The organism is Succinivibrio dextrinosolvens DSM 3072, from assembly GCF_900167015.1.
GTDB lineage: Bacteria > Pseudomonadota > Gammaproteobacteria > Enterobacterales > Succinivibrionaceae > Succinivibrio > Succinivibrio dextrinosolvens.
The window spans coordinates 1-13,936 of the sequence record NZ_FUXX01000035.1 but is presented as its reverse complement, the minus strand read 5'-3'; the positions used below and the strand labels follow the sequence as shown (position 1 = coordinate 13,936).

Genomic DNA, 13,936 nt, shown 5'->3' with positions numbered 1-13,936 from the left:
AATTATAAAAATGCCACTACACATGATAGACGGAGTCAGAGTACCTGACTCTTTTTTATTACCTGATACTCTTTCCTTAGAAGAAAAGAAAAAAGATGAAGCCTTGTTTGATGAGGCTCTTGAACTTATCAAGAAGAAAAATGCTCTTTTAATTGCTCATTACTATACCTCAGAAACAATGCAGCGTCTCTGTGAGGCTGCGGGCGGTTTTATCGGTGATTCTCTTGAAATGGCAAGAGTGGGAAGAGATAGTGATAAAGACCTGCTTTTGGTAGCTGGTGTAAGATTTATGGGTGAAACTGCCAAGATTCTTTCTCCTGACAAGACTGTTATCATGCCAGAATTAAAGGCTGAATGTTCATTAGATCTATGCTGTGATGTTGAAGATCTTAAGAAAATCAAAGCGTTGCATCCAGAAGCAACTGTAGTTGCATATGCAAATACCTCTGCTCAGGTTAAGGCTCAGGCTGACTGGATTGTAACCTCATCTTTGGCAGTTGAACTAGGAAAATACCTGACAAAGCAGGGAAAGCCTATTCTATGGGTACCAGACCGTCATCTTGGTTCATATATCGCAGCTCAATCTGATTGTGAAATCTACTGCTGGCCAGGCAGATGTATCGTTCATGATTCATTTGAAGAGAATGCTTTGGATTTTGTTAAAAAGGAAAATCCTGATGCAAAGATTCTGGTTCACCCTGAAGCTCCTGCAGCTGTGGTAGCAAAGGCTGATTATGTGGGTTCAACCTCACAGATTCTTAACTATGCAAAGAATTCAGATTGTAAAGAATTTATTATCGGAACAGAAAAGCATATTTTCTACAAACTGATGCAGGCCTGTCCTGACAAGAAGTTTATCGAGGCTCCTGTTGTAAGTACATCCGGTCACTGCATAAGCTGTGCAAACTGTCCTTGGATGGGGATGAACACACTTGAATCATTAATCAGAGCATTAAATGATCCTGAACCTCACAGTGTTCATGTGGATGAGTCCGTTCGTTTAGGCGCCTTAAAGCCACTGGATAGAATGCTGTCATTTTCAGCAGATCTGAAGGCCGGAAAGATTGTTCTATAGACACATATCTTCTATAGGACATATAAGTAATATCAGGTAGGATTGTTCTGGGGGAATTATTTTAATGAAGGGAACCATTACATACTTTAATGCAGTTGAAAACACAGGTGCGATTCAGTCTGATGATGGCCTTTTACTTAAGTTTTCAACAGAAAGTCTAAGTCCTAATCAGGATTATTCAAAGCTAGTTAACGGCTGTAGAGTTGATTTTGATCTTGAAGATAAGCTTGTGGTAAACATGGTTATCTCCAAGGAGCAGAATTTTCTTGAAGATAATATCTTTTATCTCGAGCCTCAGCAGACTGGTATTATCACCTCTGGTATACCAGAGGGATATGAGCTGATCGATTCTAGTGACATTGCCCTCAATCGCGAGGCAAGAAACTCTAAAGCCTTAAAATTTGCTTTTATTGATTTATGCGAGAAACTCGGCGGTAATGTTGTTCTTGACTATAAGGAAGAACGTTTTACAAGAAATTCCATCGGTTTTTCTTTTTACATGTACAGAGGTACAGCAAGAGTCGGTCTGATTGCCAAAAGGGCTGATGAAAATACAGATGGAGCTCTTTCATTACGAGATTTAAAACACAAAATCCGTCATGAAGGAATTGAAAAGCTCGCTGATGACGAGAAAAAGAGCAAGCTTGGTCTTAAGATTGTAAAAATCTCAGGAGCAATTCTTCTGATTATCTTTACAATTGGATTCCTGATGAGTGGAAGTTAACCATGAGTAATTGTGTTAGCATTAGCTAACTTTATCTGCTATAATCTCCGAAAATTGGAGATTTATCATGATTGCAAAAATAATTCTGTTTATAATATTCTGCCTTGCGGCTGTAGCACTTTATTCTGGTCTAAAAAAAATATTTTCCATCCTGTCTTTTAAAGGTGGATGCGGATGTTCTAAAACCGGTGCATCAGTGTGTCACTGCCATGATAAGGAAAATGAATAAGCTAGAGGTGTCGAAAAGTTGTAATTCTTTCTAACTTTTATAGTGACGTTTCGTAGAATGCATACTATTCTAAAGTATGGATACATGCCAATTTTCAAAAAAAATTAACATATTTCTTGAAAAAGGAAAAACGATCCCCATATATAAAAATAGTAAGAATTTGTAGGGACTAACGCTATGATAGATGAGAACGAATCCTTTAACATTGATGCCTTGACCGAGGACACAATCCGAAAATTAGAAGCAAGTGGCCTTAGAATGACCGTGCAAAGACGTCGTATAATTGAGATACTTACTTCTAGCAAATGCACCTCACCAAAAGAGTTATGGTACGAAGCTAAGCAGTTCGTTCCTGATTTAGGCATAGCAACTGTGTATCGTCTGATTAATCGTTTGGAGCAGATTGGTTTAATCTCTAAGAACAGAAATCTCGGAATGCAGAGAGTTGAACCAAGATTAGGCGTTGTTGCAGATGAGAAGGGCAGAAGAATTTTAAACGAAGGGTCTGTCAAGGATTTGGAATTATTAATTAAGCAGGGACTTGTTCAACGCGGTACAATCTCTCCTATGAATAATGTCCGTCTTTCTTTGGTAGGCGATAAGATTAACGTAACTGTAATTTAATAGTATTGGGAATTTAGTTTTAATATGGAAAAAATCAAAAGCGCACCAACTGCATTGGATGCTGTTCCAGAGGCTGTTCAGAAAAAAACAGGAGAAATTGCAGAATCTGGAGAGACTTATCTTGAGACCATTTTAGTGATCAAGGAAAGAAGATCAAATGGTCTGGTAAGAGCTGTTGACGTTGCCAATGAATTAAAACTAAGTAAACCAAGCGTTTCACGTGGTCTTGGTCTTTTAAAAGAGAAGGATCTGATTAGAATCGGTCTTGCTGGCGATATTGAGTTTACCCCTGAAGGCAGAAAGATGGCAGAGTCTATCTTCAAGCGTCATCAGTATCTGACTGTATTCTTCAAGAGTGTTGCCAATGTTCCATCAGATGTTGCTGAAACAGATGCATGTCGTATTGAGCACGTAATTTCAGATAAGACCATGAAGGGTATTATCAAGTATCTAAAGGATCATGAGCTAGTTTAGTTCATTTTGGGTACTTAAAGAAGGAAGCTGTAGTACAGAAATGTGCCGCGGCTTTTTTTGTATGAAAATTAAATAGGTTAGTACATCATAAGTAGACAGAAAGCCTCTTTGACATGCCTGATATTACTTTTAATGGTAAGATGTGTCTGCTTCTAATCGTTTTATTTGTATCAATATTGCAGGTTCGATTAAGTGGTAGAGAATAAGAATAAAAAAGAAAAATCTGTAAAGATGGAAGATACCAAGCATGGTTCAAATGCTTTTCCTATCGCCAGTTACAGATACAATGGTAAAAATTTTACCAAACTTCTATATGCTCACTGGCATACTGAAGTGGAGGTTTTATGTTTTGAGAAGGGCAGATTCATTCTGAATATTGAAACCGCTCCTCTTGTTGTTGAATCTCCTGCAATGCTTCTTATTCCCTCAAAGATGGTGCACAGTATTTCTCTGCCAGGAGATGCTGTTGAAAGTGCAATTGTTTTCAATGCCGAGATCATGCGCTTTGCATATTATGACAAGCTTCAGAGCAATCTGTATGATTATCTTTACAGTACTATAAGACGTACCCCTTTTATAGTTAAACCTGAATATGACGGATACACAAAGATCCTTGAGGATTTTGAATATATCAGAGATAACTGTAAGACCAAGGATCTTAAGGCTCAGTTTAATGTAAAGATTAAAATTCTGGATTTGTTCATGGAGTTTGAACGTTCCGGCATCTTTAAGAATCTTGAGCTAAATACTCCTTTTGAAAAGATCCGACAGGAAAAACTCAAGGAACTATTAGAGTGGATACACGATCATCACTCAGGACCTCTCTCTATTTCTGATGCATCAAAACGTATGAATTTTTCTGAAGCCTATTTCTGCAGATTCTTTAAAAAAGCTATGAATATGAGTTTTACTGAATATGTAAATGACTACCGTCTGCAGATGGCTGCCGATGATATATTACGCGGCGAAAAACAGATTACCGAGGTTGCATCTGACCATGGCTTTGATAATGAATCCTATTTCTTTAGACTTTTTAAAAAGAAATACGGAATTACTCCTCTTAAGTACCGTCAGAATTAGTTCGCTTTGAAAAATATCACAAATATAAAGCCATATTTATCCGATCTGTATTATATTTTATACAAAAGTGTGACCTATTACGGATCATTGCTTTGTTTTTAAAGTAAATATTTGTGAAGTATATATGAAATGTATTTTTCAAAAGGCTTAAAACCCCTTTCCTAATCAGCAAGTCATAAAAATTCTTTTTATCAGCGGAAAATTTATATAAAAAATAAATATTCTGCGTAATGTCACAAAAAAAATGAAAGATGTCAATATAATACAATTTTAGGTCATTATTCTATTGTTATTTTGTTTCGCCAATCTTTAAAATCTTATTAACTTAAGAAATCGGATAAACGATTTGTTAGGTAAAAATAAGGAAAAAACGTCCTTACACAGACAATACATAAAGAGAATAAATTACTGGGATCATAAAATGAAGAAAACTATTTTAGCTTCTGCAATTTGCGCTGTTACATTGGGACTTTCAATGTCAGCTAATGCAGCAATTGAAAAAGATCAGTTAACCATCTGGGTTAACGGTGATAAAGGATATAACGGTATAGCCAAGGTTGGTGAGAAGTTCACCGCTGATACTGGCATCAAGGTTACTGTTGCACATCCAGATCAGGTAGAAGTTAAATTCCAGCAGACTGCTGCAACCGGCAATGGTCCTGACCTAATTATGTGGGCTCATGATCGTTTTGGTGAGTGGTCAAAGGCTGGTTTAATTTCTCCAATCACTGTAAGCGATGAAGTAAAGGCAAGATTCGCTAATGTTGGCTGGGATGCAATGACTGTTGATGGCAAGATTGTTGGTTATCCTGTTGCTATCGAGGCTGTTTCACTAATCTGTAACAATAAATTCGTAAAGTCACAGCCTGAGAACTTTGAAGATTTAATGAAGCTAGGGGACGAGCTGAAGAAATCAGGTGTTAAGCCTATTATCTGGGCTTACACAACTCCATACTTTTCATACCCTCTGATTGCTGCACAGGGCGGTTATGCATTTAAGAAGACTGCAACTGGCTATGATGTAAAAGACACTGGTGTTGCAAATGCTGGCTCAAAGGCTGGTCTAACCTTCATCAAGACCCTATTAGACAAGGGTTACATGGATAAGGGTGCAGACTACGGCGTAATGGAAGCTCAGTTCACCAAGAATCAGGCTGCATGTATCATCAATGGTCCATGGGGCTGGCCAAACTACGATCAGTCAAAAGTTGACTTCACTGTTTATAAATTACCTAAGCTAGGTGGAAAGGATTCGAAGGCATTTGTTGGTGTAACTGGCCTTGCAATGAACTCTGCTTCACCTAACAAGGATCTTGCTGTTGAGTTCCTTGAGAACTACCTTCTAACCGACGAAGGTCTTCAGGCTGTTAATAATGATAAGGCTTTAGGTGTAGTTGCACTTAAGTCATTCCAGAACAAGCTGGACAAGGATCCTCGTATCGCAACTACCAAGGTTAACGCTGAAAACGGCGAGCCAATGCCTTCTGTTCCTGAGATGAGCAAATTCTGGTCTTCATTCGAGACTGCATTAAAGAATATCACTTCAGGTCGTCAGGGCGTTGAAGAGGCTGCTAATACTGCTGCAAAGCGTATTGTAAGCGAATAATTGAACAACTAATCTCCCAGCATGTTTCTTTAGTGCTGGGAATTTTTTTACTTTTTTTTTGGCAAATTAGGAATTTTAGACATGATTCTGTCATCGATTCAGGATAAGAAACTTTGTCCAAAAGTCGCTATGAAATGGACAATTGTTTTACTAATTGTTCTTGTAAATCTGTATGCTGATGTCTGCATGTACATAAACGGAGATATTGCATATCCTCTGCTAGACCTTGTACTTGTAGGTGTTGGTGTATATGTATTTGTTAGCAAGAAAATGTATGCCCAACGCTATGCTTTCCCAGCTGTAGCCGGCATGACAGCATTTATTATCTTTCCTCTGGTTTATACTCTGTGGATTTCATTCACCAATTATTCTGGTGCTCATGTAATGAGCGTTGAAAACGCAATGAAATATCACTTAAAGAAAACCTTCAAGACAGAGGGCAGTGATTACGATTTCAAACTTTTTGACCTTGGAAATGGCAAATATGATCTGCTTTTAAGCAAAGATGGCGAATCATATAAGCTTGCTAAAGCTGTTGAGTTAAAGCAGAACTCAGAATCTGATAACGAAAATACAACTCCTATTGCAATTAACCTTGTGAAAGCTAGCTCAGACTCTGTCCTGGGAACTGTTGTTCCTATGAGACAGATGCTGACCTTAAAGAACAACATCCAGAGACTGCAGCTTCATCTTGCAGAGAAAGGACAGGAATTAACCTTAAGCGGTTTAAGAAAGTTCAGCGCTGAGGGTGAGAAGTTCATTCCATTAAAGAAAGGTTCAAAAGCAGAAAATGGCTACGTAGTAACAGAACATAACGCTTTATGGGATGTTCAGAGCAAACAGCTGTTCCTGCCAAACATGGAAACAGGCTACTATCAGTATGCCAATGAGAAGGGCGAACTATTAGGGGAAGAGTTTGCTCCTGGCTTTAAAGTTGGCGTAGGTCTTAAGAATTACGTTAAGTTTCTGTCAAATGAAAGCATTCGTATGCCTTTCCTGAAGATCTTTACCTGGACAGTATGTTTCTCTGGTTTAACAGTGCTGATCACTCTTGCAATCGGACTTGTTCTTGCTTGTCTTGTTCAGTGGGAGTTCCTGCGTTTTAAGGGTATCTACAGAGTTTTCCTGATTCTTCCTTACGCAGTACCATCATTTATTTCTATTCTGGTATTCAAAGGTCTGTTCAATCAGAATTTCGGTGAACTTAATGTGTTCTTAAATGCTGTAATGGCACCTATATATAACCTGTTCGGTCTTGAGTGGAATTCAATTGAATGGTTCACTGACCCTTGGGCAGCTCGAGGCATGATTCTGATTGTTAACTGCTGGCTGGGTTATCCTTATATGATGATCCTATGCATGGGTCTTCTAAAATCTATTCCAGATGATCTGTATGAGGCAACAGCAATCGAAGGCGCAAGCCCATGGACTAATCTTAAGTGCATTACTCTGCCACTACTGATAAAGCCTCTTGCTCCGCTTTTAATTGCATCTTTTGCATTCAATTTCAACAACTTCGTTCTGATTCAGCTGTTGACTTCAGGTGGCCCTGACATTATTGAGGCTACTCAGGCTCCTGCTGGTTACACTGATTTACTTGTAAGCTTTACCTACAGAATTGCCTTCGAAGGTGGAAAGGGTAACGATTACGGTCTTGCAGCAGCAGTTGCTACCATGATTTTCATCGTGGTCGGTCTTCTAAGTCTGCTTCAGCTTAAGTTTGCAAAGAACAGTGCAATGCAGCAGTAGTAGGGAGTTTTGAAAATGGCTATTGTTCAACCAAAATCATTAAAATACAGAAAAGCAGCAGCACATGTTTTCATGTTGTTTTTCCTATGTCTAATCATGTTTCCTCTGCTGATGATTGTTGCAATTTCATTCAGACAGGGTAACTATTCAGTAGGTGACGTTATTCCTAAGTTTTCTACATCTACACTTGATCACTGGAGACTTGCTTTAGGCTTCGATGTCAAGAAACTAAACCGTATTCCAGGTTCTGTAGTAAATTTTGTAAATACAGATGACGGCAAGGTTCAGATGTATGTTTCAACACAGGAAGATGATTCTTTCAGAGCCTTTATTTCAGATGCATTCGATCCTGAGGACGTTAAGAAGGTTGAATCATTAGAAGATGCTGTAGAGGTTTCATCAGACTTTAATGTTGACCAGATTGATTCTGAAAAACTTGAAGATGCAGATTCAGCCTTTGCTCTTTGCAAGACTCTTGCTCATAAGATTGTTGTAAAAGTCGGAGAAGGGGATTCTGTGACACGATATCTTATCGACAAAAACGATAAGGAAGGTACCTCTTACGGTATTTACAAGGAGACTATAACTCCTCCTCCATTCCCAGTTCTGCGCTGGTTATGGAATTCTGTAAAGGTTGCATTTATTACATCATTCCTGATTATCTGTCTGTCTACAACTTCTGCATACGCATTTGCCCGTATGAAGTTTGCAGGTAAGAACACTATCTTAAATGGAATGCTGATTTTCCAGATGTTCCCTGCTGTACTGGCTCTGGTTGCAATATATGCTCTGTTCGATAAGATTGGTGAGTATATCCCTTGGCTTGGTCTGAACACTCATGGAGGTCTGATCCTTTCATATATGGGTGGTATTGCACTTCATATCTGGACAATTAAAGGTTACTTTGAAACTATTGATGCTTCATTAGAAGAAGCTGCTGCAATTGATGGTGCAACTCCATGGCAGGCATTCAGACTGATTCTTTTACCTCTATCAGTTCCAATTCTTGCAGTTGTATTCATCCTTGCATTCATTGCAACTGTTGCCGAGGTTCCTGTTGCATCAGTTCTATTGCTGGATATGGACGAACTTACCCTGGCAGTAGGTGCTCAGCAGTACCTGTACCCTCAGAATTACCTATGGGGTGATTTCGCCGCCGCAGCTGTTCTGTCTGGTTTACCAATTACCATTGTATTCCTGCTTGCACAGCGATGGTTAGTTGGTGGTTTGACCGCAGGTGGTGTAAAAGGTTAATTATATTAGAGATAGAATAGTTTAAAGATTAAAAAAAGAGATAAAAGAAAATGGCAGACGTATTATTACAGAAAGTAAGAAAGAACTATAACCCAGCTTTATTAAAGGATACTTTAAGAAATATCAATCTTGATATTAAAGACGGTGATTTCATTGTTTTCGTTGGTCCTTCAGGATGCGGTAAATCAACTCTGTTAAGAATGATTGCTGGTCTTGAGGATATTACTGACGGTGATCTGATGATTGGTGGAAAGAGAGTAAATGATGTTCCTCCTTCACAGAGAAATATTGGTATGGTATTCCAGTCATATGCTCTGTACCCTCACATGACTGTATTCGAGAACATGGCATTTGGTTTGAAACTAAAGAAGATGGATAAGGAAGAAATCCGTCGTCGTGTTGTTCAGGCTGCCGATGTTCTTGGTCTGGAGGCTTTCTTAGAGCGTAAGCCAAAGGCTCTGTCAGGCGGTCAGCGTCAGCGTGTTGCTATTGGTCGTTGTATTGTTCAGAACCCATCTGTATTCCTGTTTGATGAGCCTTTATCAAATCTTGATGCTGCACTGCGTGTAAAGATGAGACTTGAAATTGCCAAGTTACACCGTGAACTGAATGCAACCATCATTTACGTTACTCATGATCAGGTTGAGGCTATGACTCTTGCTGACAAGATCTGTGTTCTAAGTCCTCTGGCTATGAATCCTCAGACTGAATCAAATCTAGAGCAGTTCGGTGCTCCTCTTGAGCTGTATAACCATCCTGTAAACAAGTTTGTTGCAGGCTTTATCGGTTCACCAAAGATGAACTTCCTAAATGGTGTAATCGAGTCTGTATCTGAAGATAAGTGTGTTGTTAAATTATCTGAGGGTGAGAAGGTTACTGCATGTGTTGATGCCAGAAGAGCTCAGGTAGGAGACAAGGTTACTCTTGGTGTAAGACCTGAGCATCTTGTAAAGGCTGATTCAGATAAAGCTGACGGCGGCAAGATCAGCTGTAAGGTATCTGTAACCGAGAATCTGGGTGCTGAATTCTTTGTATACATGGACTGTGGTTCATCAGAAGTCGGTTCAGATTTCACCGTTAAATCTGACTGTGAACTGGATGTTCGTCCAGGTGACAACATGGAAGTAGGAATTCCTTCAACAGCATGTTATCTGTTTGATGAGGAAGGAAAGGCATTCCCTCGTACCGCAGTGTACAAGAGAAGCTGATGACAGCAGTCTAATCTGTCAAATTTGCCAAGAAAAAGGGAGCCGAAAGGCTCCCTTATTTTTAGCAATTCTTTTTATTAAGCGTAGGTATCTACGTGTGCTCCCTGTGAAGGTGCATTAGTTACCTGTGGTACCGGTGCTGCAGGTGCATTCATTTTTGATGTCTGAGCTGCAGTCTGAGCTGCACCGCTTAACAGGGCCATTGCAATCTGTCCCTGCGCATCAGTAGCTTTTTTTGCCATTGCTGCTGTTAAGGCTTCGTTTCCGAAGTTAGTATTTACAGAGCTCATGTTTCACCTCTTAAAACCCCTATTGTTTTATTAACGGAAAAAAACTACCAGAACTTTAGGAAAACTTCGAAAAAAAAGAGACTCCATGTAGAGTCTCTTTCAGAGGTGAAATTATCGAAAAAAAGCTAGATTTTTATATCCAGAATCTTGGCGATCTGCTCTAGATTCTCATCTGTACCTGTAAACTGAACGGCGTGCATACCTCTGCTCAATGCAACTTCAACATTATTAATGTTGTCATCCATAAAGAAAGTTTCTTCCGGAACCAGGTTATATCTCTCAAGTAAAGTCAGATAAATACCTTTTTCTGGTTTAATCATTTTTTCTTCGCCGGAAACTACAATGCCTTCAAGTTTCTGTAGGAAGGTATACTTATTGTAGGCATAAGGGAAGGTTTCAGATGACCAGTTTGTTAAGCCGTACATCTTGAATTTACCTGAATTAAGAACGGCATTGAATACCTTAAGCCCCTCAGGAATTTCGCCTTTAAGCATTTTTTCCCAGCCGCTTCTGTACATATTGATTTCGTTCTTGAACTCAGGATTTAAATCGGATAACTCCTTCATGCATTCTTCAAAGGTTCTACCTCTATCCATCTGTGCATTCCAGGTGGAGGTTACGATATTTTTGATGAAATACTCCATTTTTTCATCATCTTTGAAAACATCGCGGTAGAAATGGCGTGGATTCCAGTCAAGTAAAACACCACCAAAATCGAAAACCACATTTTTTATTGTCATAAAATTTCTCCAGAATAATACAGAGACAATTATTTTTGTGTAGCCTTTCTATTTTAGATTAAATATTTTAAATATACATTTAAATATTTAAAATTTGCTTTTTTATTAGGTCTGAGGACTATTTTTAAGTCTATATTTCTTTTCAGTAGCCCCTGTCTGTGAAAAAAAATATGCCAATAAATATAAAATAGCCGTAATTTTTTTGGCTTATGTCGCATATATTTGCTAAAATGCACCCATCGTTTGTGGGAACTGCAAACAGTTACATATGGGGGATTAAATATGAAAAAAGGTTTGTTAGTTGCAGCATTAACCATCTGCTCAGCTTTATCTATTGCTAATGCAAAAACAATTAAGATTGGAACAGAGGCTACTTTTGCTCCATTTGAGTTTACCAATGAGAAGTCAGAAATCATTGGTTTCGATATTGATATTATCAAGGCAATTGGTGCTGAGGCCGGTTTTGATGTTGAAATTGTAAACATGCCTTTTGATGCTTTAGTTCCTAGTGTTTTAACCTCTCAGCTTGAGGGCGCAATTGCAGGTGTAACCATTACTGAGGAGAGAGCTCAGCGTGTAAACTTCTCTGATCCATACTACAAGTCAGGTATCAGTGCAGTTATCCGCAAAGAGGATGCTTCAAAGTATCCAACAATTGATTCTCTAAAGTCATCACGTTTATGTGCTCAGATTGGTACAACCGGTGCAAATGCAGCTCAGAAGATTTCTGGTAATTTCGGTTCATACAACACTGTTCCTGAGGCTATTATGGAACTTAAGACCAAGGGCTGTGAAGCTGTGTTGAATGACAGACCAGTTAACCTATATTTTCTACGTACCCAGAATGATGACTCTGTAGTTGAGATTAAAGAGTTATTAAATGGTGAAGATTACGGCATCATGGTTTCAAAGAAGAATCCTGAACTGTTAAAGCAGATCAATGAAGGTCTTGACAAGATCCGTAAGAACGGCAAGTTTGCTGAAATCCATAAGAAATGGTTTAACGTAGAAGAATAGTTATCACTCCAAGCAGAGATTGCTTTAAGGTAAGATGATCTAAGTATGAATTCAATTATTGAATACTTTCAGACTATCGATGTTCAGTTTGTAGAAAGCACTGCAAAACTTCTTTTATTAGGTGCTTTAGTTACTCTGAAGATTACATTGGTAGCTGTATCATGTGGTGTTTTTATCGGTTTATTTGTCGGTATTGCCGAATTATCAAACTATAAATTACTGCGGTTCCCTGCAAAAATTTATGTCGACATAATTCGCGGTACACCACTTCTGGTTCAAATCTTTATTATTTATTTTGCGCTCCCATCTATTCTGGGAACAAGAATTGAGCCTTACATCGCAGCTGTTGTTGCCTGTTCAATCAATTCAGGTGCATATGTTGCTGAGATTTTCCGTTCTGGTATTCAGTCTATTGATAAAGGTCAGTTTGAGGCAGGTCGTTCTCTAGGTCTAACCTGGTCACAGACCATGTCTAAGATTGTTATTCCTCAGGCTTTCAGAAGAACTATCCCTCAGTTAGGTAATGAGTTCATCGCCATGCTGAAGGATTCTTCACTGGTATCTGTTATCGGCTTTGAAGAATTAACTAGAAAAGGTCAGCTGATTATTGCAGCAACCTACAGATCATTCGAGATTTGGACTGCAGTTGCAATTATCTATTTAATTATGACTCTAACAATAAGCCAGTTTGTTGCTTATTTAGAGAAGAAATATAACTCAGATACTCGCAGAAAATAGGTCCATCAATGATTGTTATTAAAGATTTGCATAAGAATTACGGTTCCAATCAGATTTTACGTGGAATCGACTTACGTGTAAAAAAGAGTGAAGTAGTAGTTGTTATCGGACCTTCTGGTTCAGGTAAAAGTACATTATTAAGATGTGTAAATTACCTTGAGGTACCATCATCCGGAACAATTACCATCAATGGTGAAACCATTACCAGATCAACCAATATTAACAAGATCAGAGCCGAAGTTGGCATGGTATTCCAGCACTTTAATCTGTTCCCTCATATGACAGTGCTTGATAACATTACCGTTGCTCCTATCTCTGTTAGAAAGAAGAGCAGAGAAGAGGCTGAAAAGAAGGCTATGGAGCTTTTAGTTAGAGTTGGTCTTGGTGATAAGGCAAAGTCTTATCCTTCTCAGCTTTCCGGTGGTCAGCAGCAGCGTGTTGCTATTGCAAGAGCTCTTGCTATGGAACCACAGGTTATGCTGTTTGACGAACCTACTTCAGCACTTGACCCTGAAATGGTTAATGAAGTTCTGGATGTAATGAAGGATCTGGCTCAGTCAGGTATGACCATGATGTGTGTAACCCACGAGATGGGATTTGCTAAGCAGGTTGCTGACAGAGTTCTGTTTGTTGACCAGGGCAAGATTCTTGAGGATTCAAATCCTGAAGAGATGTTCTCAAATCCTAAGCATGAGAGAACTAAAGAGTTCCTTGCAAAGATTCTTTAACGTATAAATGAATATTAAAATAAAAGGACGATTAATTAATCGTCCTTTTATTTGTGTGCTCAGCATGAGCATTATCTATAGGGTGCAAGTCCCGAAGTCGCCCGCTAATGGGAAGACTTAGCAAATCCACAAGGTGGTTACGGTGACGTGATAGCTGAAAGCAGTGGATAGCAAATCTCTGGTCCGACGAACAGAAATCATCTATAGGCGAACTAGGTGGATAAGAGTGCAAATTAACTCAAAGTCCAATAATTAGACGGAACCTAGTGTGTAAAGATGGCGGATAGATGGAGTGAAAGATAATGTTCTTACCTGAGGAGGTCTTGTCAGCGGGGAACCGTAGTAACAACGAATGACAAGAAGTCAGCCGAGGTCATAGTAGCGAGGACTAAGCGTGAAG

14 protein-coding genes and 1 pseudogene are annotated in these 13,936 nt (G+C 38.9%); 13 read left to right on the top strand and 2 right to left on the bottom strand.

Translation table 11 applies throughout. The annotated features are described in order from the left end of the window. Nucleotides 1-10 precede the first annotated feature (10 nt). The 10 genes and pseudogenes from nadA (at nt 11) to B5D46_RS09010 (ending at nt 10,023) form a co-directional block, all read left to right on the top strand. Complete coding sequence (gene nadA, locus B5D46_RS09050) at nt 11-1,075, top strand: quinolinate synthase (RefSeq protein ID WP_078929182.1); 1,065 nt, start codon at nt 11-13, stop codon at nt 1,073-1,075. 64 nt (nt 1,076-1,139) lie between these two features. After that, nucleotides 1,140-1,799, top strand: coding sequence for a hypothetical protein (locus tag B5D46_RS09045; protein ID WP_078929181.1), 660 nt, complete (start codon nt 1,140-1,142; stop codon nt 1,797-1,799). A 67-nt stretch (nt 1,800-1,866) separates the two neighbouring features. Then, complete coding sequence (locus tag B5D46_RS12190; RefSeq protein ID WP_159443076.1) at nt 1,867-2,028, top strand: hypothetical protein; 162 nt, start codon at nt 1,867-1,869, stop codon at nt 2,026-2,028. A 177-nt stretch (nt 2,029-2,205) separates the two neighbouring features. After that, the gene (locus tag B5D46_RS09040; protein WP_051639280.1) at nt 2,206-2,652 is read left to right on the top strand and encodes a transcriptional repressor; all 447 of its coding nucleotides are present in this window, start codon (nt 2,206-2,208) and stop codon (nt 2,650-2,652) included. Nucleotides 2,653-2,676: 24 nt separating this feature from the next. Then, nucleotides 2,677-3,126 carry a metal-dependent transcriptional regulator gene (locus B5D46_RS09035; RefSeq protein ID WP_197017893.1) on the top strand — a complete coding sequence of 150 codons (450 nt, stop codon included), beginning with the start codon at nt 2,677-2,679 and terminating at the stop codon, nt 3,124-3,126. Nucleotides 3,127-3,318: 192 nt separating this feature from the next. After that, nucleotides 3,319-4,206, top strand: a complete 888-nt coding sequence (locus B5D46_RS09030) for an AraC family transcriptional regulator (protein WP_078929180.1) — start codon at nt 3,319-3,321, stop codon at nt 4,204-4,206. 421 nt (nt 4,207-4,627) lie between these two features. Then, entirely contained in the window at nt 4,628-5,812 is a 1,185-nt protein-coding gene (malE, locus tag B5D46_RS09025; RefSeq protein ID WP_078929179.1) for a maltose/maltodextrin ABC transporter substrate-binding protein MalE, read from the top strand. Between the two features lie 81 nt (nt 5,813-5,893). Continuing rightward, nucleotides 5,894-7,561: a maltose ABC transporter permease MalF gene (gene malF / locus B5D46_RS09020; RefSeq protein ID WP_078929178.1), complete on the top strand. Its 1,668-nt coding sequence runs from the start codon at nt 5,894-5,896 to the stop codon at nt 7,559-7,561. Between the two features lie 579 nt (nt 7,562-8,140). Further along, nucleotides 8,141-8,815: pseudogene (malG, locus tag B5D46_RS09015) on the top strand (maltose ABC transporter permease MalG); the annotation flags it as partial. Between the two features lie 50 nt (nt 8,816-8,865). Then, nucleotides 8,866-10,023: an ABC transporter ATP-binding protein gene (locus tag B5D46_RS09010; RefSeq protein WP_078929177.1), complete on the top strand. Its 1,158-nt coding sequence runs from the start codon at nt 8,866-8,868 to the stop codon at nt 10,021-10,023. Between the two features lie 77 nt (nt 10,024-10,100). Here B5D46_RS09010 and B5D46_RS09005 read toward each other — a convergent pair whose 3' ends face one another. Both B5D46_RS09005 and B5D46_RS09000 read right to left on the bottom strand, forming a co-directional pair. After that, nucleotides 10,101-10,313: a hypothetical protein gene (locus B5D46_RS09005; RefSeq protein ID WP_031491444.1), complete on the bottom strand. Its 213-nt coding sequence runs from the start codon at nt 10,311-10,313 to the stop codon at nt 10,101-10,103. Nucleotides 10,314-10,438: 125 nt separating this feature from the next. Further along, nucleotides 10,439-11,053: an HAD family hydrolase gene (locus B5D46_RS09000; protein WP_078929176.1), complete on the bottom strand. Its 615-nt coding sequence runs from the start codon at nt 11,051-11,053 to the stop codon at nt 10,439-10,441. Nucleotides 11,054-11,335: 282 nt separating this feature from the next. Between B5D46_RS09000 and B5D46_RS08995 the strand changes: the two genes are divergently transcribed. The 3 genes from B5D46_RS08995 to B5D46_RS08985 are packed head-to-tail and all read left to right on the top strand — an operon-like array spanning nt 11,336 to nt 13,536. Continuing rightward, nucleotides 11,336-12,070, top strand: coding sequence for a basic amino acid ABC transporter substrate-binding protein (locus B5D46_RS08995; protein WP_078929175.1), 735 nt, complete (start codon nt 11,336-11,338; stop codon nt 12,068-12,070). Nucleotides 12,071-12,115: 45 nt separating this feature from the next. Next, complete coding sequence (locus B5D46_RS08990) at nt 12,116-12,808, top strand: amino acid ABC transporter permease (RefSeq protein WP_078929174.1); 693 nt, start codon at nt 12,116-12,118, stop codon at nt 12,806-12,808. Between the two features lie 8 nt (nt 12,809-12,816). Continuing rightward, on the top strand, nt 12,817-13,536 hold the full coding sequence (locus B5D46_RS08985) for an amino acid ABC transporter ATP-binding protein (protein ID WP_031491440.1): 720 nt from the start codon (nt 12,817-12,819) through the stop codon (nt 13,534-13,536). The last annotated feature ends 400 nt before the right edge of the window (nt 13,537-13,936 follow it).

Bases quoted from the DNA above. Each gene is read 5' to 3' on its own strand.
- nadA (WP_078929182.1), top strand. From the start codon at position 11: ATGCCACTACACATGATAGACGGAGTCAGAGTACCTGACTCTTTTTTA.
- B5D46_RS09045 (WP_078929181.1), top strand. From the start codon at position 1,140: ATGAAGGGAACCATTACATACTTTAATGCAGTTGAAAACACAGGTGCG.
- B5D46_RS12190 (WP_159443076.1), top strand. From the start codon at position 1,867: ATGATTGCAAAAATAATTCTGTTTATAATATTCTGCCTTGCGGCTGTA.
- B5D46_RS09040 (WP_051639280.1), top strand. From the start codon at position 2,206: ATGATAGATGAGAACGAATCCTTTAACATTGATGCCTTGACCGAGGAC.
- B5D46_RS09035 (WP_197017893.1), top strand. From the start codon at position 2,677: ATGGAAAAAATCAAAAGCGCACCAACTGCATTGGATGCTGTTCCAGAG.
- malE (WP_078929179.1), top strand. From the start codon at position 4,628: ATGAAGAAAACTATTTTAGCTTCTGCAATTTGCGCTGTTACATTGGGA.
- malF (WP_078929178.1), top strand. From the start codon at position 5,894: ATGATTCTGTCATCGATTCAGGATAAGAAACTTTGTCCAAAAGTCGCT.
- B5D46_RS09010 (WP_078929177.1), top strand. From the start codon at position 8,866: ATGGCAGACGTATTATTACAGAAAGTAAGAAAGAACTATAACCCAGCT.
- B5D46_RS09005 (WP_031491444.1), bottom strand. From the start codon at position 10,313: ATGAGCTCTGTAAATACTAACTTCGGAAACGAAGCCTTAACAGCAGCA.
- B5D46_RS09000 (WP_078929176.1), bottom strand. From the start codon at position 11,053: ATGACAATAAAAAATGTGGTTTTCGATTTTGGTGGTGTTTTACTTGAC.
- B5D46_RS08995 (WP_078929175.1), top strand. From the start codon at position 11,336: ATGAAAAAAGGTTTGTTAGTTGCAGCATTAACCATCTGCTCAGCTTTA.
- B5D46_RS08990 (WP_078929174.1), top strand. From the start codon at position 12,116: ATGAATTCAATTATTGAATACTTTCAGACTATCGATGTTCAGTTTGTA.
- B5D46_RS08985 (WP_031491440.1), top strand. From the start codon at position 12,817: ATGATTGTTATTAAAGATTTGCATAAGAATTACGGTTCCAATCAGATT.